This is a genomic window from Mycolicibacterium rutilum (assembly GCF_900108565.1).
Lineage (GTDB): Bacteria > Actinomycetota > Actinomycetes > Mycobacteriales > Mycobacteriaceae > Mycobacterium > Mycobacterium rutilum.
Genome location: NZ_LT629971.1, coordinates 4920566 through 4943633, shown reverse-complemented (window position 1 = coordinate 4943633; position 23068 = coordinate 4920566). Strand labels below are relative to the sequence as shown.

At 70.2% G+C, this 23068-nt stretch carries 18 protein-coding genes; 16 read left to right on the top strand and 2 right to left on the bottom strand.

The genetic code is table 11. The features are described 5' to 3' along the window. Positions 1–23 precede the first annotated feature (23 nt). The 13 genes from BLW81_RS24070 to BLW81_RS24010 all read left to right on the top strand — a co-directional run bounded on the left by BLW81_RS24070 (position 24) and on the right by BLW81_RS24010 (position 16765). Complete coding sequence (locus BLW81_RS24070) at positions 24–1409, top strand: HNH endonuclease signature motif containing protein (RefSeq protein WP_083409363.1); 1386 nt, start codon at positions 24–26, stop codon at positions 1407–1409. A 565-nt stretch (positions 1410–1974) separates the two neighbouring features. Then, positions 1975–3252 (top strand): group II intron reverse transcriptase/maturase, encoded by a 1278-nt coding sequence (ltrA, locus tag BLW81_RS24065; protein ID WP_083406851.1) that lies wholly within the window; start codon positions 1975–1977, stop codon positions 3250–3252. Between the two features lie 153 nt (positions 3253–3405). After that, on the top strand, positions 3406–3813 hold the full coding sequence (locus BLW81_RS24060) for a hypothetical protein (RefSeq protein WP_083409362.1): 408 nt from the start codon (positions 3406–3408) through the stop codon (positions 3811–3813). Between the two features lie 253 nt (positions 3814–4066). Next, on the top strand, positions 4067–4396 hold the full coding sequence (locus BLW81_RS24055; RefSeq protein WP_083409361.1) for an ArsR/SmtB family transcription factor: 330 nt from the start codon (positions 4067–4069) through the stop codon (positions 4394–4396). Between the two features lie 122 nt (positions 4397–4518). Further along, entirely contained in the window at positions 4519–5940 is a 1422-nt protein-coding gene (locus tag BLW81_RS30185; protein WP_083409360.1) for a hypothetical protein, read from the top strand. Positions 5941–6065: 125 nt separating this feature from the next. After that, positions 6066–8054 (top strand): AfsR/SARP family transcriptional regulator, encoded by a 1989-nt coding sequence (locus tag BLW81_RS24045; protein WP_235632079.1) that lies wholly within the window; start codon positions 6066–6068, stop codon positions 8052–8054. A 906-nt stretch (positions 8055–8960) separates the two neighbouring features. Continuing rightward, positions 8961–11786 (top strand): ATP-binding protein, encoded by a 2826-nt coding sequence (locus tag BLW81_RS24040; protein ID WP_083409359.1) that lies wholly within the window; start codon positions 8961–8963, stop codon positions 11784–11786. A gap of 112 nt (positions 11787–11898) precedes the next feature. After that, complete coding sequence (locus BLW81_RS24035; RefSeq protein WP_157897822.1) at positions 11899–13164, top strand: hypothetical protein; 1266 nt, start codon at positions 11899–11901, stop codon at positions 13162–13164. A 94-nt stretch (positions 13165–13258) separates the two neighbouring features. Next, positions 13259–14092 (top strand): class I SAM-dependent methyltransferase, encoded by an 834-nt coding sequence (locus tag BLW81_RS24030; RefSeq protein WP_083409357.1) that lies wholly within the window; start codon positions 13259–13261, stop codon positions 14090–14092. Between the two features lie 135 nt (positions 14093–14227). After that, positions 14228–14905, top strand: coding sequence for an energy-coupling factor ABC transporter permease (locus BLW81_RS24025; protein ID WP_083410779.1), 678 nt, complete (start codon positions 14228–14230; stop codon positions 14903–14905). Continuing rightward, positions 14902–15258, top strand: coding sequence for a PDGLE domain-containing protein (locus tag BLW81_RS24020; RefSeq protein WP_083409356.1), 357 nt, complete (start codon positions 14902–14904; stop codon positions 15256–15258). Before BLW81_RS24025 ends, BLW81_RS24020 begins: the two co-directional genes overlap by 4 nt. Before the next feature lie 2 nt (positions 15259–15260). Further along, on the top strand, positions 15261–16034 hold the full coding sequence (gene cbiQ, locus BLW81_RS24015) for a cobalt ECF transporter T component CbiQ (RefSeq protein ID WP_083409355.1): 774 nt from the start codon (positions 15261–15263) through the stop codon (positions 16032–16034). Beyond that, positions 16031–16765: an energy-coupling factor ABC transporter ATP-binding protein gene (locus BLW81_RS24010; RefSeq protein WP_083410778.1), complete on the top strand. Its 735-nt coding sequence runs from the start codon at positions 16031–16033 to the stop codon at positions 16763–16765. The genes cbiQ and BLW81_RS24010 overlap by 4 nt, the downstream gene beginning before the upstream one ends. Here BLW81_RS24010 and mtr read toward each other — a convergent pair. Continuing rightward, entirely contained in the window at positions 16762–18177 is a 1416-nt protein-coding gene (gene mtr, locus BLW81_RS24005) for a mycothione reductase (protein WP_083409354.1), read from the bottom strand. The genes BLW81_RS24010 and mtr overlap by 4 nt on opposite strands. Before the next feature lie 4 nt (positions 18178–18181). Further along, the gene (locus tag BLW81_RS24000; RefSeq protein ID WP_407662356.1) at positions 18182–19141 is read right to left on the bottom strand and encodes an alpha/beta hydrolase; all 960 of its coding nucleotides are present in this window, start codon (positions 19139–19141) and stop codon (positions 18182–18184) included. A 153-nt stretch (positions 19142–19294) separates the two neighbouring features. On the opposite strand from BLW81_RS24000, the gene mqo reads away from it, so the two are divergent. From mqo to BLW81_RS23985, 3 genes are read left to right on the top strand one after another with little or no spacing between them, the layout of a single operon-like run. Beyond that, complete coding sequence (mqo, locus tag BLW81_RS23995; protein ID WP_157897821.1) at positions 19295–20794, top strand: malate dehydrogenase (quinone); 1500 nt, start codon at positions 19295–19297, stop codon at positions 20792–20794. Further along, the gene (locus BLW81_RS23990) at positions 20791–21237 is read left to right on the top strand and encodes a GNAT family N-acetyltransferase (protein ID WP_083409351.1); all 447 of its coding nucleotides are present in this window, start codon (positions 20791–20793) and stop codon (positions 21235–21237) included. Before mqo ends, BLW81_RS23990 begins: the two co-directional genes overlap by 4 nt. Then, entirely contained in the window at positions 21234–23060 is a 1827-nt protein-coding gene (locus tag BLW81_RS23985) for a magnesium chelatase subunit D family protein (RefSeq protein WP_083409350.1), read from the top strand. Before BLW81_RS23990 ends, BLW81_RS23985 begins: the two co-directional genes overlap by 4 nt. Positions 23061–23068: the final 8 nt, after the last annotated feature.

Sequence of the window (23068 nt, the reverse complement as noted above, 5' to 3'; positions counted from 1 at the left end):
CATCCGTTTTTGTCGGTGTTCGAATGTATGTTCGAAATATGGCGGGGTGCGAGGTGTCGGACGCGATGGCCGCGGTGCGGGCGGCCGTCGACGCGCTGAGCGCCTGCGATCTCGACCTTTTGGATGCGCCTGAGCTGGTGGCCGCTCTCGATGACTTCGAGACGGTGTCGTGTCAGCTGCCGGCGCTGGGGCATCGGTTGTTGGCGCGGCTGCGCACCGAGACCACGCCGCAGCAGATGGGTGCCAAGTCGTGGAGAGAAGTTCTGACCGTGCGGTGGCGGCTGTCGACGACCGAGGCGAACCGGCGCCTGGCCGAAGCCGAACATCTTGCCCCGCGTCAGGCGTTGACCGGGCCGGCGCTGCCCCCACTGCTGCAAGCCACCGCCATCGCCCAGGCGCACGGGTTGATCACGCCCGAGCATGTCGAGATCGTTCGTAAATCGGTGCGCAAGCTGCCCGGCTGGGTCGATACCGCCACCCGGGAGAGATTCGAGCTTGATCTGGTGCGCATGGCGGTGAAAGCCGGGCCCAAAGAGCTCACCGACTGCGCCAATCAACTATTGCTGATGATCGATCAGGACGGCCCCGAGCCCACCGACGTGGAACGCGCCCGGCAGCGATCGGTGACGGTGTCCCCGCAGGGCGAGGACGGGATGGTCGATCTGCGGGCGCGGTTGACGCCGGAGGCGTGGGCGACGTGGGAGGTGATCTTGGCCAGACTGGCCGCCCCGGGGATGTGTAATCCCGACGACCCCGTGCCGTGCACCTCGGGCACCCCGAGTCAGGAGCAGATCGACAACGATCACCGCAGTCCGGCTCAGCGCCGCCATGACGCGTTCATCGCCGCCGGGCGCATCGTGCTGATGGGTGGGGAGTTGGGTCAGCTCAACGGGCTGCCGGTGTCGATCATCGTCCGCACCACTCTGCAGGATCTCGAATCCCACGCCGGGGTCGGCACCACCGGCGGGGGCACGATCGTGCCGATCGACGACGTGGTCCGGATGGCCGCTCACGCCAACCACTACCTGGCGGTGTTCGACCGCGCCACCGGATCCGCGCTGAATCTGTACCGGTCCAAGCGGGTGGCTTCTCCGGCACAGCGGATCATGCTGATCTCCCGCTACGGCGGGTGCACCAAACCGGGTTGCACCGTGGGTGCTTACGGCAGCCAGGTCCACCACGCCGCCAAGGACTGGGCCAAAGGCGGCAACACCAATGTCGATGACCTCACCCTGGCCTGCGGTGCTGACAACCGCGCCGTCGACGACGACGGCGGCTGGAGCACCCGTATCACCGAACACCACGACACCGAGTGGTATCCGCCAGAACACCTCGACACCGGCCAAAACCGCATCAACTACTACCATCGCGTGTGCCACGAACGAGGATCGGAGGCTCGATGTAGGTAGCGAGACTGTGTGATTCGGTGTTCTGCAAGAGATGAAGGTTGGCCCTTCGGAGTCGTCGGTCGGGCGGAGACTTCAAACCACCACATGCTGCGTTGGCTGAAGACCGTCGTGGTGAGCGATGTGGAAAAGGCACCCCCAGGAGGTGTCAGGTGGGGACCAGGAAGATGAGTGACCCCGAACCGCTGTTGATGTGTCGTCATAGTTTGGAGTGACATCGAAACCGCGGCCGTGTGGTGGGCGGCGGGAGCAAGGCTTGGCGGGTGTCCCGATTCTGGCCAGGTGGTGTCCGGCATTGAGGCGGCATGAGCCTGGTCTGCGGCTCTTGCAGGAAACGTGGGAAGGCGCGTCACGACACTGCTGAATGAGTTCGGTTGGGATGTAACCGGATTCCCCAGCGAGAGGGAGTAGCCGGGCCATGGCCCGGTGTGAGTACCGTTGCGCGGCGCGCTGGCGGACCGGCTCGTAGTAGTGAGGAAGCCCCTGTAATGGGGGTGGAGCGAAGGGGCCGGGTCATCTGTGGCTGTTTGTCCGGTCAACCCGGGGAATCGTCTCGGGGAGGAGCTGTATGAGCACGCTGAAATCATCAGCGAAACCGTTCGAAGTTTCGAAGTGGGAAATCTGGAGGGCCTACGAGAAGGTCAAGGCGAACAAGGGTGCACCGGGAGTCGATGGTGTGGATCTGCAGGCATTCGAGGCTGATCTAAAGAGCAACCTCTACAAGATCTGGAATCGGATGGCCTCGGGGTCCTACTTTCCCCCACCGGTGAAGGCGGTGGAGATCCCCAAGCCACATGGCGGCGGGACCAGGGTGCTAGGAGTGCCCACGGTCGCGGACAGGATCGCCCAGACGGTGGTGGCCATACGGCTGGAAGAGCAGGTCGAACCGATCTTTCATCCAGACTCCTACGGCTATCGACCGAACCGGTCGGCCCTCGACGCGGTTGGGGCCTGTCGGCAACGCTGTTGGAGCTACGACTGGGTCATCGATCTGGACGTGGCGAAGTTCTTCGACAGTGTGCCCTGGGATCTGGTCATCAAAGCAGTGGCCGCACACACCGACCAATCATGGGTGCTGCTGTATGTGAAGCGGTGGCTTGCCGCACCACTGCAGCAGCCCGATGGCACCCTGCACCAGCGAGATCGTGGCACCCCGCAAGGGTCGGCGGTTTCCCCGGTGTTGGCGAACCTGTTTCTGCACTACGCGTTCGATATGTGGATGCGTCGGGAATTTCCGTCGGTCCCGTTCGAGCGGTATGCCGATGACGCGGTCGTGCACTGCACCAGTGAGCGGCAAGCTCACCAGGTGCAGGCGGCGATCGCAACCAGGCTGGAATCTGTCGGGCTGCGCCTGCATCCGGACAAGACCCGGATCGTGTACTGCCAGGACGCCAACCGGCGCGGCTCTGCTGAGCACACGTCGTTTACGTTTCTGGGTTACATGTTTCGCGCTCGCGGGGCACGCAATCGAAACGGAGTGGTATTCACCTCGTTTCTTCCTGCGGTCAGCCCCGACGCCTTGAAGAAGATGGGGCAGGTGCTGCGCCGATGGAAGTTGCACCGTCGCACCGATCTGTCCTTCGTTGAGTTGGCTCGGATGATCAATCCGGTCGTCCGGGGGTGGATGCGCTACTACGGAGCCTTTTACTCCACAGCGCTAAACCCCTTCCTTGGGCGCATCAACGCCTACCTGCTGCGCTGGATCCGCAAGAAATATCGACGTTACCGCGGCTACCGGAAGGCCAGTAAAGCCTGGGCCCGTGCTGTTGCACACTATCCTCGGCTGTTCGCCCACTGGAGCCAGGTCACGGCCCCGCTGAAGATCAAGATGATGGGAGCCGGGTGACGGGAGACTGTCACGCCCGGTTCTGAGGGAGCCCGGAGGTGCAACCCCTCCGGGCCACCCGACCCCGAACGACTCCTCCAACCCGACAACGACGATGAAGCACCCGTCGGCCCGATCACCATCGACGACATCAAACCCCCGACCGCAAAGCCGTTGGGCGACAACGAAGGTGACGCTGAGCAGGACACCACAGTTCCGGTCGACGACGCCGAAATCGATGCGGCGGAACCGGACTCCGAGCCCGCCGACGACACCGAAGCCGTCGACCATGAGCCACGCTCTAAACCCGCCCACACCATCGAACACGGCGGCGCCAAGCCCGACTTCACAGTGCCCACCGAGGACATCGATATGAGCGCCGACGAAGCTGGGCAGGACACCGCAGAGGGCCACGCCGGGCCCGATCTCGAGTCCGTCGACGACGCAGAAGTAGCCACCGCGGTATTGGTAGAGCGCGACGGCGACCAAGAGATCGGCGACGCGCACCCCGAGGCCGCGGCGACAGTGGACGCCGCCGCAGAACCGGGCGGACCCGCACCCCCGAGAAACGACGCGGCCTGACGGCCACACTCCATTGCACCGGGCTACGGACATCAACGGTGTCGTACCAACATGTCCGGCTGCCCGAGACGTGATGCTCAACCATGTTGCCCGAGAGCGCAATCCGTTCGTGAGCTCGGATTACGTCAATCCTCACCAAGCGGCGGGCGGCACGCCGCGCATGCGGTGACGCCGTGACCACACGAATCCCCGGGTGCCCACGGCGGTACCCACGTCGTCGACTGGGCCCGACAGCTGGACTAGATTCGACGTCGTGGAACAGCCCGGCAACCAGGCGCTGGTCAAGCGCGCGTCGTCGGCGCTCGCCGAGGTCGACAGCGCCGTGTGGACGCTGCGCTTCGATCTGCTCTCGGACCCCAACCGGCTCGAGATCCTGCTGTGCCTGCACCGTGCCCCGGGGATCTGCGTCGGCGACCTCGCCGCCGCGCTGGGCCGCTCGGAAAACGCTGTCTCTCAAGCGCTTCGAGTGCTGCGGCAGCAGGGCTGGGTCAGCTCGACGCGGGTCGGGCGCGCGGTGAGCTACCGGCTCGACGACGAGATCGTGCACGACCTGCTGCACTGGATCGGTGCGCGCCACGGGTAGATCCCGCTTTTAGCGTCCTGACCTGCGGATTTCATCGCCGCCGAACCGTCGTTTCATCCGCTGGGTCCACTGTGAGCTCGTCTTGATCATCCCGAAAGTCGGGCCACACATTGGAGACCGCAATGACCGATTCCCAGCGGCTTGTCCGCAGTCGATACGTCGGACGCGTCGGTGCCCTGGCCGTAGCGCTCGGCGTCGGCGTCGCACTGACATCCCTGCCCGTCGACACCCCAGAGACCGTCGCCCTGACGGCCGTCCCCGCGGCGACCGCCGCCCACGCGGCGCCGGCCCGGACCATCCCGGCCGCGTTGCCGCCCGCGCCACTGCGCGTCGTCGCCTCCGGCGGGACCACGGCATACGCCGGTGACACGGCCGGGCCATTTTCGTTGCCTTCCTCGTTCGTCGTGTTCGCGACGCCCCAGCAGCGCGCAATCCCGGGTGAGGGGCGGGCGACCCGCACCCGGACGGCCCCGCGCACCACTGCGTCGGCGCTGGAGCATCGCGTCATCGCCGCTGCAAGTGCGCCCACGATGACCGGCAATGGCGGTCCCGCGGGCCTGGCGCCCGTCGCCGGTGACAACCTCGTCGCCGCGGTCGTCGGGGTGTTCATCGGCAACGGCGACGAACCCGGCGAGAACGGAGGGCTGCTCGTCGGCAACGGCGCCGACGGCGGTCCGGGCCAGAACGGCGGCCGCGGCGGCCTGCTGTTCGGCAACGGCGGCAAAGGCGGCGCCGGCGGGTTCGGCCAGGCCGGCGGCAACGGCGGTGACGGCGGGTTGTTCGGCAACGGCGGCGCGGGCGGTGACGGCGGCAGCGTGATCTCCGGTTCACCGGGTACCGGCGGGGCCGGCGGCAAAGGCGGCAACGCCGGGCTGTTCGGCAACGGCGGCGCGGGTGGCCACGGCGGCGGTGTGCTGGCGACCGGCGGGGCGACCGGAGGCAACGGTGGCGTAGGAGGAAAAGGCGGTCTGGTCTCGGGCAACGGCGGCAAGGGCGGTGACGGCGGATTGGCGATCACCGACGGCACCGCCACCGGTGGGACCGGAGGCAACGGCGGCGCCGGCGGTTTGAGCGGCGCCGGAGGCAGCGGCGGCGCCGGCGGAGACGCGGCCAGCGCCGACGGTGTCGCGAACGCGGGCAACGGCGGCAACGGCGGCGATTCCGGCGGCGCCAGTGCCGACGACAACGGCGACGCCAACGGCAACGGCGGCGGAAACGGCGGCGACGGCGGAACGTTCGGCGGCGCAGGCGGATCCGGCGGTAAGGGTGGCAGCTCCACCTCGGTGAACGGTCCGGCCCAGGGCGGCACAGGCGGTGACGGCGGCCAGGGCGGTCCCGGCTCGTCGGGCGGCAACGGCGGCGACGGCGGTTCGGCCACCTCCGCGACCAACAAGGCGACCGGCAAGGGCGGCAACGGCGGCGACGGCGGCGACGCCGGACCCGGCGGGAACACCCCCGGCACCGGCGGCACAGGAGGCACCGGCAGCGGCAAGAGTCCGGGCAGCACGAACGGCACCAACGGCCAGAACGGCGGCGTGGGATAACCACCGCAACCCCGACGACCGCGGCCTACCCCTCGCAGGCCGCGGTCGTTCGGCGCGCCGGCACTCCGACGAAGTCGGCGCGTTTGCCGCGCATGTCGAAGCCGGTTGGTTCACGCTGTGTACCGATGCAGTTTCGGGTGTTCGGCGAGGTGAGTGCCGAGGTGGACGGGCGCCGCCTCGAGATCGGGCATGCCCGGCAGCGGTGCGTGCTCGCCGCGCTCGTCGTCGACGTCAACCGGCCCGTCTCCGTCGAGCAGTTGATCGACCGGGTCTGGGCGGACCGGCCGCCGGCCCGTGCCCGCAACGCGGTCGCTGGATACCTGTCGCGGCTGCGCACGCTGCTGGCCGGCGGCGGCGTCGAGATCGGGAGAGGTCCCGCCGGGTACACCCTCGTCGCAAACGAGGACGCCGTCGACCTATTGCGGTTCCGGCGCCTCGCCGCGGCCGCGCGCACCGCCGGCGATCCGGACGAGGCGCTGGCGCTGTACCAGCAGGCGCTCACGGTGGGATGCGGTGAGCCGTTCGCGGGCATCGCCACCCCGTGGTTCGATGACATGCGCAACGCCATTGCCGCCGAACATCTCTCGATTTTCCTCGACCGCAACGACGCGGCGCTGCGCGCCGGCCGCCACACCGAGATCCTCGGCGAGGTGGAAGCCGCCCTGCAGTCGCACCCGCTCGACGAGCGCCTCGCCGGACAGCTGATGCTGACCCAATTCCGCTGCGGCAGACAGGCCGCCGCGCTCGAGACCTACCGGCGTATGCGGGAGCGTCTGGTCGACGAGTTGGGTGTCGATCCCGGACCGGCGCTGCGCGCGGTACACCAGCAGATCCTCGACAGCGAGCCCGCCGATCCGGTCCCGCCGTCGAGGCCACCGCCGCCCGCCCGCGCTGGGAGTCTGCCGCGCAGGCTCACCAGCTTCATCGGCCGCGCCGACGAGGTGGCGGCCGCGGCGGCGGCCGTGCGAGCAGACCACGTCATCACCCTCACCGGCGTCGGCGGCGTCGGAAAGACCCGGCTCGCATTGGAAGCCGCGGAGCGCTGTCAGGACGGCTTCGAGCGCGGCGCCGTGTTCTGCGAACTGGCACCGGTCTCCGACGGCGCGGCGGTGAGCAGCGCGGTCGCCGCCGCGCTCGGTGTGCACGAGAAACCGGGGCTGGGCGTGGCGGGTACCGCGGTTGAGCACCTCCGTAACCGGAACATGTTGCTGCTCATCGACAATTGCGAGCACGTGCTCGATGACGCCGCCTCGCTGATCGAGCGGATCGCCCGCGAATGCCCCGCGGTGACGTTGCTCGCCACCAGCCGTGAGCCGTTGTCGATCGACGGTGAACGGGTCCTGCCGGTGCGGCCGCTGCGCGAGCGGGAGGCTGCCGCACTGTTCACCGCCCGCGCCCGCGCCGGGCGGCCCGAATTCGACCCGGACGCCGAGCCCGTCGGCGCCATCGCCGAGATCTGCCGGCGACTCGACGGGCTGCCGCTGGCCATCGAACTCGCGGCCGCCCGCACCCGCGTGATGAACAGCCTCGACATCGCGCGGAGGCTGGACGGGCTGCGGCTGCTCAGCGGGAACGCGCGCGGGGCGCATCCCCGCCAGCAGAGCGTCGCGGCCACCATCGACTGGGCGTACCGCCTGCTCGCCGAGGCCGAACAGGCGCTGTTCGAACGGTTGTCGGTGTTCGCGGGCTCCTTCGACCTCGAAGCGGTGCACGGGGTGTGCGCCGAGCCCGACGCCACCGAGGACGACACGCTCGAATTGTTGACGTGCCTCGTCGACAAATCCATGGTGGTGATCCGCGGCGGCGCGCTGCTTACGCGGTACGCGGTACGCGGTGCTCGAGACGCTACGTGCTTACGGTCGGGAGCGGCTGCGGGACAAGGGTTTACAGGACACCTACGAGAAGCGCCACGCCCGGTACTTCGTCGACATCGTCGAGCGCGGCCACGCGGCGATGCACGGACCCGACGAAGCGATGTGGATCGCGCGGCTCGCGCCCGACGCCGGGGCGACCATCGCCTCCCCGGACACCGAGAACCTGCGCACCGCCTTCGAGCGCGTGGTCGGCGACGGCGATGTCGACTCCGCCATGCGCCTGGTCGCGTCGATGGGTGAACTGATGCAGATGCGCGTCGGCTACACCTCCACAGACTGGACGGACCGCGCGATCGACATCGCCGACCGCGACCACCCGCTCTACGCGGAGGTCATCGGCGTGGCGGCCCGCAAGGCCTGGGTGCTGGGGCAGTTCGCCCGCGCGGGGGAACTGGCCGAACGCGCCGACGGGCTGGTGCCTGCGGCGGGGCACACCTACCTCGGCTACCCGGCCGATGTGCTGGCCGATATCGCGTTCTCCGAGGGCCGGCCGGCCGTCGCGCTGGCCCACTACCAAGCCGAGGTCGACGCGGCCCGCGCCACCGGCAACCGGTCGCGGCTGGTATGGGTGCTCTACCAGGTCACCATCGCCTTCGACGCCCTCGGCACGCCCGAAGCCGGGTTGGCCGCCGCGCGGCAGGCGAGCGAAGCCGCCGCTGCCACCGGCAATCCGAGCACGCTGGCGATGGGCTGCTGCGCCATGGGCCGGGCGGTCAGGCCCGCCGACCCCGACCGCGCGCTGCAGTACTTCGCGGACGCCGTCGGGCACGCCGCTCCCGTGCAGAACAACTGGCTGACCGGCATCGCGCGCATGGAGGCTGCCGGGACCCGCGCCATGCACGCCGAGCCGACGTCCGTCGCGCCCGAACTCGCCGAGATCCTCGACCACTGGGAGAAGGCGGGATCCGGCACGGGTGCGCAGCACTGGCAGACGATGAAGTACGTCGCGCTGTTGCTCGAGCGGCTGGGCGCCGACGCCGATGCCGCGGCGCTGCACCGGGCGATCCAGGCGGCCGGCCACCAGACACCCGGTGCGCCGGCCGCCGAGACACCGGACGGCGCGCAGGTGCTGTCGGGAGCGCAGGCGTTGGCGCTGGCCCGGTAGAGCCTGCACGCGCGCTCGCAACCTGGGGAAAGCTAGACGCCGTGGGTGTGGAGTTCCGACTGCTCGGCGATGTCGAGGCCTGGCTGGACGGACGCCGCCTCGAGATCGGTCACGTCCGGCAGCGCTGCGTGCTGGTCGCCATGGCCGTCGACGTCAACCGCACGGTACCCACCGATGTGCTGATCGACCGCGTGTGGGCCGCCGACCCGCCGCACAATGCGCGTAACGCCCTCGCGGCCTACATGTCTCGGCTCCGCACGCTGTTCGCCGACGTCGACGGTGTGCGGATAGTGCGGCAGGCCGGCGGCTACCAGATGTCGGCGGACGAGACCGCCATCGACCTGCACCGCTTCCGCAGCCTGGCCGCCGGCGCTCGCGACGCCACCGACCCTGCGCTCGCGACCGCGCTGCTCGACGACGCGCTGGCGCTGTGGCGGGGTGAACCGTTCGCTGCCCTCGACACACCGTGGATCGTCGAGGTGCGCAATTCCCTTGAGGTCGAACGGTTCTCGGTCACGTTGGACCGCAACGACGCGGCCCTGAAGGCCGGGCGGCACGCCCAGATCATCGCCGACCTGATCGCCGCGCACCACGCGCACCCGCTCGACGAACGCCTCGCCGCCCAGCTGATGCTCGCGCAGTACCGCTGCGGGCAGCAGGCCCAGGCGCTCGACACCTTCCGGCGCACGCGTGACCGGCTCGTCGGGGAACTCGGTGTGGACCCGAGCCCGACGCTTCGCGCGGTTCATCAGCAGATCCTCGACGGCGAGCCCGCCGTCGCGGCCACACCTGCGCCGGATTTCTCGGACGCCCGCCGGCCGCCCGTACTGCCGCGCAGGCCGACCACGTTCGTCGGCCGCCAGGCCGAGCTGTCCGCGATCGGTGCCGCCCTCGGCGGCGGCCCGTTGTTGACGCTGACCGGTGTCGGCGGCGTCGGCAAGACCCGGCTGGCGGTCGAGGTCGCGAGCCGGGAGATCGAGCGGTTCTGCGACGGTGCCGCGTTGTGCGAACTGGCCCCTCTCGACGACGGTGCCGCGGTGGGGCATGCGGTGGCCGCCGCGCTCCGGCTGCAGCAACGTCAGGGCCTGGACATCGACTCCACCGTGATCGAATACCTCGGTTCGCGGGAACTGCTGCTCATCGTCGACAACTGCGAACACGTCCTCGACGCGGCCGCCGCCCTCGTCGAGCGCATCGTCACACACTGCCCGCGGGTCAATGTGCTGGCCACCAGCAGGGAGGCGCTCGGCGTCGACGGCGAACGGCTGTTCGCGGTGCCGCCGCTGGACGCCGGCGACGCGGAAGTGCTCTTCGCCGACCGCGCCCGCGCGGGCCGCCCGGATTTCGACCTGGACAGCGAGCCCGTCGGCGCGGTGGCGGAGATCTGCCGGCAACTGGACGGCCTGCCGTTGGCAATCGAATTGGCAGCGGCCAGGATTCGCGTGATGAGCAGCCTCGACCTCGCCCGCCGGCTCGACGGGCTCCGCTTGCTCCGCGGCGGCGCCCGCGGAGCACTGCCGCGCCAGCAGAGCCTCACCGCGACGATCGACTGGTCCTTCCGGCTGCTCGCCGAACCGGAACAGGCGCTGCGGGCCCGGCTTTCGGTCTTCGCCGGCGGCTTCGACCTGGAGGCGGTGCACGGCGTTTGCGGCGAGCCGGGTGCAACGGAGGAGGACACCGTCGAGCTGCTCGCCGGTCTGGTCGACAAGTCGATGGTCGCCGTGCGGGGCGGTGTCGAGCGGACCCGCTATCTCGTGCTGGAGACACTGCGCGCCTATGGGCGGGAACGGCTCGCGGCCGCCGACGACGACATCGCCGATCGGCACATGGCCTACTTCACCGAGCTGGCGCAGCGCGCCGCCGCGGGCATGCACACACCCGACGAGCAGGCGTGGGTCGAGCGCGCGCTGCCGGACTACGCCAACCTGCGGGCGGCCTTCGAGCACGCGATGGCCACCGGCGACGTGGACTCCGCGCTGCGGTTGGTGACCTCGCTGCCCGAATTCGTCCATTTGCGTATCGGTTTCGAGGCGTCCGGGTGGGCGGAGCGGGTCATCGAGGTGGCCGACCCCGAACATCCGCTGTACCCGGCGGCCGTCGGGTTCGCCGCCAGGGGCGCATGGAACCGCGGCGACCAGGCGGGCGCGCGCACGCTGGCCGCGCTCGCCGCCGGACGCCGACCCGGCCGCGGCAACGGACGCGTCGCCTACCCAGGCGACGTGCTCGCCGATGTCGCGCTCTACGAGGGGGATCCCGCCACCGCGCTGGCGCACTACGAACACGAGACCGAGCACGCCCGCGGCGTCGACGATCCGATCCGGCTGGTGTGGACGCTGTTCTACGTCGCGATCTGCCAGGCCGCGCTGCGCACACCGGAGGCCGGTCGCGAGGCGGCGCAAGAGGCGATGGTGATCGCCGACCGAACCGGTAACCCGACCGCGCAGTCGATGGCGCGCTACGCACTGGGTCTGGTGCTCAAGAAGTCCGATCCGGGTGCGGCGCTGCAGTTGTTCGACGAAGCCGCCGACCTCGCCGCGTCGGTGCGCAACTTCTGGTGGCACGGCATCGCGCTGATGGAGGCGGCGGCGACGCGCGGTGTGCACAGCGAAACCACCACCGCGGCTGCGGATTTCCTCGTCGTGCTCGATCATTGGGACCGCGTGGGCGACTGGAGCCAACAGTGGCTCAACCTGCGCTACATCACCCGGTTCCTGATGCGCGTCGGCGCCCGGGACGACGCGCTGCTGTTGCACCGGGCGCTGATCGGCGCCGGCCGGCAGTCGCCGCTCGACGTGCAGCACGACGGTGCGCCGGTGACCGGGGTACAGGCCGTCCTGCATGCCCGCGACGTGCTGCGACGCCTCTGAGCTGCGCATTTCAGAAATCCGTCAGGACTGCGACACGGTCGCGCTGAAGGGTCGAGTCATCACACCAACCGGGCCGAACGACAACGACGGCCCCTCGACCCCGGAGTTGACCATGAACCGCTACTCAGCCATCGGCCACATCGGCGCCCTCGCGATCGCGCTCGGCGTCGGCGGCGTTGTCGTCCCGTCGGCCGCACCGGTCGCGGCGCCGGCGCCCGTGCCGTCGTCCCTGCCGACGGCGGCAGCGCCCGCAGTGCTCCTGTCGCATTCCGCGGCAACGCCTCCCGCGGTGACCACGGTGCCGCGGGACGCCGGACGGCCGCCAATCGCCTACCTCCCGCAGACAGCGAGCATCGTCGTTGCACCACAGCTGGTTTCGTCGTCGCCGGCGTCGCCGGCGCTAGCTACGACGGCGAATCGGCCGGTGATCCGGTCGACCGCGAACCGGCACTCGCCGCGCCTCGCCGTGACACGAGATGCCGGGACCGACCCGGACCGCGGACCGTCGTCGACCCTGCAGCCGGTCCCCGGAAACGACGCCGTGGCCGCGCTGATCGGGGTGTTCATCAGCAACGGTGACGAACCGGGCGAGAACGGCGGCCTGCTGATCGGCAACGGCGCCCCGGGCGCACCGGGCCAGGACGGCGGCCGAGGCGGTCTGCTGTTCGGCAACGGCGGGCGCGGCGGCGACGGGCTGGCCGGGCAGAAGGGCGGCAACGGCGGAATGGGCGGTACCGCCGACGCGCAGTCCGGCAACGCGACCGGCGGCAAGGGCGGAAACGGCGGAGCCGCAGGCGTCTTCGGGGACGGCGGGCACGGCGGACGAGGAGGCGTCGCCGCCACACCGAAAGGCAGCGCGTTCGGCGGCGACGCCGGCGACGGCGGGACGGCGGTGTTCGGCGCCGGCGGCAACGGCGGCGAGGGCGGTTACTCGCTCAGCAACGACGGCGCCGGAGTCGGTGGAAACGGCGGCGCCGGCGGCGACGCCATCGCATCAGGTTCCGGCGGGCACGGCGGCGGGGGAGGAGTCGCGTCCGGCACCAAGGACGTCACCTACGCGGGCGCCGGCGGTCAGGGCGGTCACGGCGGGACGTTCGGCGGCGGTGGCGGCAAGGGCGGCGCCGGCGGCAAGGGCTTCAGCACGGGCGGATCGGCCTACGGCGGGCAGGCCGGCCGCGGCGGCGACGGCGGCCTCGGCTCGGACGGCGGCGCAGGCGGACAGGGCGGCACCGCGTCGGCGCCCGTCGCCAACGGCTACGGCGGCGGTGGCGGCAACGGGGGCGACGGCGGCGCGGGCGGTCAGGGCGGGACCGGTGGCGCCGGCGGGACAGGCACCAAGACCACCGGTGGCAACGGCACCGACGGCGCCGACGGATAACACCGCTGAACTGCCCATTTCATCCACACCGAACGAGCGCCGAAGCTCCGGCGCACACGCTGAACATCACACACAACACCCGAAGGAGGTCACCATGACCGCAACAAATCTCGACGCCGACCGGGCCCTCAAGGCCAAACACCGCGCGCTGTGGGCGTCGGGCGACTACCCGGCCGTCGCGGCCGAACTGATCCCGTCGCTCGGGCCCGAGCTCGTCAAGGGCTGCGCGGTCCGGGCCGGCGACCACGTCCTCGACGTCGCCGCCGGCTCGGGTAACGCCGCCATCCCCGCCGCCGAGCTCGGCGCCGTCGTCACGGCCAGTGACCTCACCCCGGAGCTGTTCGACGCCGGGCGGCGGATCGCCGCCGAGCGCGGCGTCGAACTGGAGTGGGCAGAGGCCGACGCGGAAGCACTCCCGTTCGCGGACAACAGCTTCGATGTGGTGATGTCCTGCGTCGGCGCGATGTTCGCCCCGCACCATCAGGCCGCGGCCGACGAGCTGGTGCGGGTGACCCGTCCCGGCGGGACCATCGGCATGGTCAACTGGACGCCGCAGGGCTTCATCGGCAACTTGTTCGCCACCATGAAGCCCTACGCGCCGCCGCCACCGCCCGGCGCCAGCCCGGCGCCGCTGTGGGGCGACGAGGATCACGTCCGCGGCCTGTTCGGCGACCGGGTGGCCGACCTCACCATGCGCAGGCAGACAGTGCGCCTCGACCACAGCGACACCCCGGTCGAGTTCCGCGAATACTGGAAGCGCAACTACGGGCCCACCATCGCGGCGTACACCTTCAACGCGGGCGACGCCGACCGGGTGGCCGCGCTCGACGCCGACTTCCTGGCCTTCCTGCAGGGCTGGGACCGCGGCGAGCCGGGCCGGTCGCACTGGGACGCCGAGTACCTGTTGGTGACCGCCACCAAGCGCTGACACGCGATTTCGGTGTCGTCGGTCGCGCCCAGCGCAACCGGCGACACCGAAGTCGCTACACATGCACATCTGTTCAGCTAGACAGGTGTCGACTGGGGTTCTAGGCTCGCGTTCGTGGTCAACCACTATGTCGCGATGCACATGAGCGACGGCATCGTCAACGCCCCGACCTCCCTGATCTTCGGAGTCCTCGCGGCGCTCGCCGTGGCGTTCTGCGCGGCCAAGGCGCGAAACGAACTCGACGAACGCACCGTCCCGCTGGCCGGCCTCGTCGCCGCGTTCATCTTCGCCGTCCAGATGGTCAACTTCCCGATCCTGCCCGGGGTCAGCGGCCACCTGCTCGGCGGCGCGCTCGCCGCGATCCTCGTCGGCCCCTACACCGGCGCGCTGTGCATCGCGATCGTGCTCGTCGTCCAGTCGCTGCTGTTCGCCGACGGCGGCGTCACCGCACTGGGCACCAACATCGTCAACATGGCGGTCATCGGCCTGGCGGCCGGGTACGCCACGGCGGTGCTCCTGTACGCCGTCGCCCGCAGGCGCGGCGACGTCCCGGTCGCCGGGCTCGGCACCATCGCGTTCATCGCCGCCCTCATCGGCACCGTCTGTGCGGCAATGGGATTCGTGCTCGAATACGCCATCGGCGGTGCCGCCCCGACGTCGATCGGCGCGGTCACGGGCTACATGCTCGGCACCCACGCGCTGATCGGGATCGGCGAGGGGCTGATCACCGCGATCACCGTGATGGCCGTCGCGCGGGCGCGGCCCGATCTGGTGTACCTGTTGCGACGCAGCCGTCAGGAGGTCGCGGTATGAGGTCGCACTGGCGATTCTGGGCGGCCTTCGCCGTCGCCACCCTGCTCATCGCCGGGGTGGTGTCGTACTTCGCGAGCGCCAGCCCCGACGGCCTGGATTCGACGACGCTGCGTGGTTGCGACGTGGTGGAGACCCCCGACGGCGAACAGCTGACCGGTGACTGCATCGCTCAGCACGCCGACGAACACGGTTTGGCGGCAAGCCCGTTGGCCGACTACGCGGTCGCAGGCCGCGACGGCACCGGCGGGGTCGCAGGCATCATCGGCGTGCTCGCCACTGTCGTGGTGGCCGGATCCGCGTTCTGGTTGATCGCGCGCACCCGCAAGACCGACGCCGGCGAAAGCCGCACCTAGCCATGGGTGCGGGCGCCCACCCGCTGTACCGGCACGACGACTCCACCGTGCACCGTGCGCCGGCCGAGGTCAAGATCGCCTGCCTGGTCGTCTTCGTGCTCGCGGTCGTCGCCACCCCGCGAGAGATGTTCTGGCCGTTCGCCGTCTACGCCGTGATCATCCTGGGCGTGTGGCGGATGGCGCGGATTCCGCTGCGGTGGATCCTGCCGCGCATGCTGATCGAGGCGCCGTTCGTGGTGCTGGCCGTGTTGCTGCCGTTCGTCGAGGGCGGTGAGCGCATCGACGTTGCCGGAGTTGCGCTTTCGGTATCCGGGCTGTGGGCGGCGTGGGGCATCGTGGTCAAGGGCACCCTCGGTGTGGCGGCCGCGCTGACCGTCGCGGCGACCACGTCGACCACCGAACTGCCCACCGCGCTGGGCCGGCTGGGCGTGCCCGCGGTGGCGACCTCGGTGCTGGTGCTGATGATCCGCTACATCGACCTGCTCAGCGCCGAGGCCGGCCGGATGCGGATGGCCCGCATCTCGCGCGGCGACTCACCGCGCGCGCTGCACCAGGCAGGGGCGATCGCCAAGGGGATCGGCGCGCTGTTCCTACGGTCCTACGAGCGCGGTGAGCGCGTGTACCTCGCGATGCTGTCCCGCGGGTTCGACGGCCGCGCACCGGATCTCGCGGTGATCGGTGCGCCACCGCGGGCCGTCGCGGCGCAGTGGGTGACGGTGATGACCCCGGCGGCGGCCGCCGTCGTGGTCGCGGCGACGGCGTGGGTGCTGCGATGACCGCGATCACGGTGCAGGCGCTGCGCCACGTCTACCCGGACGGGCATGTGGCACTCGACGGTGTGGACCTGACGGTGGAATCAGGGGAGCGGGTCGCGGTACTGGGCCCCAACGGCGCAGGCAAGACCACGCTGATGCTGCATCTGAACGGGGTGCTCACTGCGACCTCGGGCACCGTGCAGGTCAACGGGATCACCGTGGGCCGCAAGACGTTACGCGATGTACGCAGGTCCGTCGGGCTGGTCTTCCAGGACCCCGACGACCAGTTGTTCATGCCGACCGTCGCGCAGGACGTGGCGTTCGGTCCGGCGAACTTCGGCCTGCGCGGCGAGGAACTGGCCGCCCGGGTCCGCGAGGCGCTGGCCACCGTGTCGCTCACCGAGCAAGCCGACCGCAGCCCCACCCACCTGTCGGCCGGACAACGCCGCCGCGCCGCGCTGGCGACCGTGCTGGCATGCGCGCCCGCGATTCTCGTACTCGACGAACCGTCGGCCAACCTCGACCCCGTCGCCCGCCGGGAGCTGGCCGAGACGCTGAGCAAGCTCGACGCCACCATGCTGATCGTCACCCACGACCTGCCGTATGCCGCCCAACTGTGTGACCGCGCGGTCGTGATGGACAGCGGCACGGTGGTGGCCGACGGTCCGATCGCCGACATCCTGTCCGACGCCGATCTGCTTGCCGCACACCGGCTCGAACTGCCGTGGGGGTTCGAGGTCCAGCGCGGTTAGTGCCGCCGGGAGGGCGGCCAGGGCGGCTCGCCGCACAGCGCCAACAGCGCGTTCTCGATGACCTCGGGCAGCGCCGGATGGATCCAGTACTGGCCGCGGGCCATCTCCTGCGCGGGCAGGTCGAACGCCATCGCCTGGATGACCGGCTGAATCAGCGACGAGGCCTGATGGCCCATGATGTGCGCGCCGAGCAGCAGGCCGGTGTCGTCGTCGACGATGAGCTTCGCGATCCCGACGGTGTCCTCCATCGCCCAGCCGTAGGCCACGTCGCTGTAATCCTGGATCTTGACCTTGATCCGGTATCCCTGTGCCCGCGCCTGGTTCTCGGTCAACCCGACGGTGGCGATCTGCGGATCGGTGAACACCGCCGACGGCACATGGCGGTGGTTGGCGGGCATCATCGCCTCGGTGTCGTCCCAGTCCTGCAGCAGGTTGTGCTTGACGACCCGGGCCTCGTGGTTGGCGACGTGCTTGAGCTGGAAGTCCGACGACACGTCACCGAGCGCGAAAATGCCCCGCGCCGTTGTCCGTTGGAACTCGTCGACGACAACCTGCCCGCTCGCGGTGACTTTCACACCCGCATGATGGGCGTCGAGCTGATCGCCGTTGGGGACGCGTCCGGTCGCCACCAACAGCACGTCGCCGCGCAGTTTCGACCCGTCCTGACAGGTGATTTCGACACCGTCACCGACCTTGCGGGCGTCGGCGAGTTCGTGATGGTTGCGGACCTCCCACTTCTTGGAAGCCAGGTCGGTGAAGCGCATCGCGATGTCGTCGTCGTGGCCGCGCAGCAGCGTGGCGCCGCGGATCAGCAGTGTCACCCGGCTGCCCAGCGCCGAGAAGACGTGGGCGAACTCGCAGGCGACGTATCCGCCGCCGACGATGATGATGTGCTCGGGCACCTCGGTGATCCGCATGATGGTGTCGCTGGTGTGGTACGGCACACCGCATTCGGTCACCGCTTCGGGAACGGTCACCCGCGAACCGGCCGCGATGACGACCTGGTCGGCGGTGAACTCGTCGCCGTCGTCGGTGCGCAGCGCGTGGCGGCCGTCGGCAGTCGACGGCCGGAACCGGGTGTGGCTGGAGAACACCTCCACGTTCGGCGAAGCCCGCCGGTAGTTCTCACCGCCGAGCGCCAGCGGATCGATCCGCCCGAACACCCGCGAGACGATGTCGGGCCAGCGCACCGCGTCGATGTGGGCGTCGACCCCGTAGCGCGCGGCGTTTCGGACATCGTCGGCGATGCCCGCGGCGTAGACGAACATCTTCGTCGGGATGCAGCCGACGTTGAGACAGGTACCGCCGAACACACTCTGCTCGCAGATCGCGATCTTCTTGTCGGTGTAGCGCTCGTCGAGAATCGAGTTGCCGGAACCGGTTCCGATGATCGCGATGTCGAAGTGGGCCACGGGCTCAACCTCCTTGTGAGTGGGCGGCGTCGGATGTCTCGCGCATGTACCAGTCCAACCAGCCGTCCAGTTCTCGGTAGGCCGCCCGGCGCGGCTCGGGCAACGACAGGAAGACGTCGTGTTTGGCGTCGACGATCGGCACGACCGTGGTGCGGTTGCCGATGCAGCCGGCCCAGCGCGCGATCTGCCGGACGTCGAGCACCGCGTCGCCGCGCTGGATCGCGTCCGGATTGTTCGCCTCACGCACGCTGCGGTCCGAGCGCAGAATGAGGTTCGGCACGCCGACGTCGAGCCCGCGGTGCAGTTTGGCGTGGCCGCGCCGGATCGCGCGGATCCACCCCAGCGTCACCGGAAAACCGCCGATCGGCTTCCACCGCAGGTCGTAGTCGAAGTCGCCGTGGTAGTCGCGGTGCAAGGTGGTGCCGTAGCCGCCCGGCGTCGGCGTCCGCACCACCAGCCGGTTGCGGAACCGCGACGCCGCGCCGATCGCCGCGGTCGTCGGCGCCGCACGCAGCAGCGCCGGGCCCTGCAGGTCCAGCCACGGGCTGTTGAGCACCAAACCCGTCACCCGGCGGCGGCGGGTCAGGCCGCGGCTGCGCAGCCGGTCCAGCCACAGCGACACGATCAGCCCGCCCGCCGAATGCCCGTACACCAGCACATCGGCCGGGGACTCCTCGGCGATCACGTCGAGCGCCCGGCCCAGCTCCACGTCGTAGCGGGCCAGGTCGGTGGTGAAGTGCGGGGTCTGCCCCTCCCGCCACGACCGTCCACATTTGTGCAGGTCGATGGCGTAGAAGGCGAAGCCGCGGGCCGCGAGGTGGTCGGCGAGATCGGTGTTGAAGAAGTAGTCGGTGAAACCGTGCACCAGCAGCACCGCGCGAGCGGCCGACGGGTCGGGGTCACCGCGGCGCACCAGCGTGGCGACCAGGTCGCCCTCCCCGTCCGGGTCCGCCCCCAGCGCCATCGTGTGCTGCCGATATCCGGGCAGCACGTCAGCCTTCCACTCCGGCACCCCCGCAACAGTAGTCCGCGACCAGGTCAAGCGAGGGGATTGGAAAAGGGCCGTGCGGGCTAACCTGTGCTTCGTCATCGGCCCTGTCGGAGGAAGTGATTGTCAGTGTCTGAGAACACAACGACGACGGACGTGGTGCTCGTCGGCGCGGGCATCATGAGCGGCACGCTGGGCACCCTGCTGCGGCTGCTGGAGCCGGATTGGTCGATCACCCTCGTCGAACGCCTTGACGCCGCGGCCGCCGAGAGCAGCGACGCGTGGAACAACGCCGGCACAGGACATTCGGCGCTGTGCGAACTCAACTACACGCCGCAGAAGCCCGACGGCTCCATCGACATCAGCAAGGCCGTGCGCGTCAACGAGCAGTTCCAGGTGACCCGCCAGTTCTGGGCGTACGCCGTGGAGAACGGGGTCATCACCGACCCGCGCAGCTTCGTCAACCCGATCCCGCACGTGAGTTTCGTGCACGGCGCCGACAACGTGAAGTACCTGCGGCGCCGCTACGACACGCTCTCGCCCAACCCGCTGTTCGCGGGCATGGAGTACATCGACGACGAGACCGAGTTCGCCCGCCGGCTGCCGCTGATGGCCGAGCGGCGCGACTTCGCCCACCCGGTGGCACTGAACTGGTCGCAGCACGGCACCGACGTCGACTTCGGTGCGTTGTCGCGCCAACTCATCGGCTACGTCGCCCAGCGCGGGATGACCACCCGGTTCGGCCACGAGGTGCGCGACCTGCGCCAGGAGTCCGACGGCACCTGGACGCTGAAGCTGGCCAACCTGCGCACCGGGCAGACCAGCAAGCTGCGCGCGAAGTTCGTGTTCGTCGGCGCCGGCGGCGGGGCGCTGAACCTGCTGCAGAAGGCGGGCATGAAGGAGGCCAAGGGCTTCGGCGGCTTCCCGGTCAGCGGCAAGTTCCTGCGCACCAACGTGTCGGCGCTGACCGCGGCGCACCGGGCCAAGGTGTACGGCCAGCCGCCGGTGGGCGCACCGCCGATGTCGGTTCCCCATCTGGACGCCCGCGTCATCAACGGCAAGTCCTGGCTGCTGTTCGGCCCGTTCGCCGGGTGGTCGCCGAAGTTCCTCAAGCAGGGCGACATCCTGGACCTGCCCGAGTCGATCACGCTGAACAACGTCGCGTCGATGGCCAACGTCGCGCTCACCCAGTTCGGCTTGCTGAAGTACCTGATCGGCCAGCTGATGCTCTCGGACGCCGAACGGATCGGCGCACTGCGTGAATTCGCCCCCAGAGCAACCGAATCCGACTGGGAGCTGAACGTCGCCGGCCAACGCGTGCAGGTCATCTGCGGCGCCAAGGGCAAAGGCGTGCTGGATTTCGGTACCACGGTGCTGGCCGCCGGCGACGGCACGATCGCGGGCCTGCTCGGCGCGTCACCGGGCGCGTCGACGGCGGTACCGGCGATGCTCGACGTGATGCAGCGCTGCTTCGGCCAGCGCTATCAGGCGTGGCTGCCTAAGCTCAAGGAGATGGTGCCGTCGCTCAACGTCGAACTGTCCGCCGAGCCCGCGCTGTTCGACGAGGTGTGGGCCTGGGGGTCGCGGGTGCTACGGCTCGAGGAGCACGCCACGGTGGCCGTGGAATGACGGTGATGCTGCGGCGCAGCTGGGCCAAGGACCTCGACGCCGCGACGCTGTACGAACTGCTCAAGCTGCGGGTCGAGGTGTTCGTCGTCGAACAGGCCACGCCGTACCCGGAACTCGACGGCCGCGACCTGCTCGCCGAGACCCGTCATTTCTGGCTGGAAACGCCTGCCGGCGAGGTCATCTGCACACTGCGGTTGATGGAGGAACATCCGGGCGGGCAGAAGGAGTTCCGCATCGGCCGGGTCTGCACCCAGCGCGAGGCCCGCGGGCACGGGCACAGCACCCGACTGCTGCAGGCCGCGCTGGCCGAGGTCGGCGACTACCCGTGCCGAATCGACGCGCAGACCTACCTGGCCGACATGTACGCCCGGTTGGGCTTCGTCCGCGACGGTGAGGAGTTCCTGGAGGACGGCATTCCGCACGTCCCTATGCTGAAGCCGTGACCTATCCGTTCAGCGCCCTCGTCGGACACGACCAACTGCGGCTGGCGCTGGTGCTGTGCGCGATCCGGCCCGACATCGGCGGCGTGCTGATCCGCGGGGAGAAGGGCACCGCGAAGTCGACGGCCGTGCGCGGCCTGGCCCGGGTGCTCGAGGCCATCGGCGACGGCCGTCTCGTCGAGTTGCCGATCGGCGCGACCGAGGACCGGGTGGTCGGCTCGCTGGACCTGCAGAAGGTGCTGCGCGACGGCGAACATGCGTTCTCGCCGGGACTGCTGGCGCGCGCCCACAACGGTGTGCTCTACGTCGACGAGGTCAACCTGTTGCACGACCATCTCGTCGATGTGCTGCTCGACGCCGCGGCGATGGGCCGGGTGCACGTGGAACGCGACGGCGTCTCGCACAGCCACGACGCCCGCTTCGTGCTGATCGGCACGATGAATCCCGAAGAGGGCGAGCTGCGTCCGCAGTTGCTCGACCGGTTCGGGTTGACCGTCGATGTGCGCGCCTCGCGCGATGTGGACGTGCGCGTCGAGGTGATCCGGCAGCGCATGGAGTTCGAGTCCGACCCCGACGCGTTCGTGGGTCGCCACGCCGACGCCGACGCCGAGCTGGCCCGGCGGATCGCCGCGGCGCGCGCCTCGGTCGACTCGGTGGTGTTGCCGGACAAGGAGTTACGGCGGATCGCCGCCTTGTGTGCGGCGTTCGACGTCGACGGGATGCGCGCCGACCTCGTCGTCGCCCGGACGGCCGTGGCGCACGCGGCCTGGCGCGGCGCGGACACCGTGACCGAGGAGGACGTCAGGGTCGCCGCCGAACTCGCGCTGCCGCACCGCCGCCGTCGCGATCCCTTCGACGATCCGGGGTTGGACCCTGGCCAGTTGGACGACGCGATGGCCGAAGCGGGCGAGGCCGCCGACCAGGACCACGAACCGGAACCCGACCCGCCCGGCGGCGGATCCTCGTCGTCGGAAAGCGAATCGGAAACAGCTTCTTCGCAACAGAATTCAGGCGGCGGCTCGCGGCCCAGCGCGGCGCCGTCGGCGACGTTTCGCACGCGATCGCTGGTGGTGCCCGGGGTCGGCGAGGGTGCGCCGGGCCGTCGCTCACGGGCGCGCAACCGCACCGGCAAGACCATCGCGGCGAGCTCCGGCGCCGAACCCGGATACGGGGTCCACGTGTTCGGCACGCTGCTCGCCGCGGTCGAGCGCCAGCGGGTGCCGGGAGTGCCGCGGCCGCAACCCGGCGACGTGCGCCGTGCGGTTCGCGAGGGCCGCGAGGGCAACCTGGTGATCTTCGTCGTCGACGCGTCGGGGTCGATGGCCGCGCGCGACCGGATGTCGGCGGTCAGCGGCGCGACGCTGTCGCTGCTGCGCGACGCCTACCAACGCCGCGACAAGGTGGCCGTGGTGACGTTCCGTCAGCAGGAGGCCCAGCTGCTGCTGCCGCCGACGTCGTCGGTGCACATCGCGTCGCGGCGGCTGGCGCGCTTCGCCACCGGCGGCAAGACGCCGCTGGCGCAGGGCCTGCTGACGGCCCGCGACGTCGTGGTGCGGGAAAAGGCGCGCGACCGAGCACGCCGCAGCCTGGTGGTGGTGCTCACCGACGGGCGCGCCACCGGCGGCCCGAATCCGTTGGGCCGCACCCGCGAAGCCGCCGCGCGGCTGGTCGCCGAAGGCGCCGCGGCGGTGGTCGTCGACTGTGAAACGTCCTATGTGCGACTGGGGTTGGCCGAGGAGCTGGCCCGGCAGCTGGGCGCCCCGGCGGTGCGGCTGGCCCAGCTGCGCGCCGACAGCCTGACCGACGTCGTCCGCACCGCCGCCTGACGAGGAGT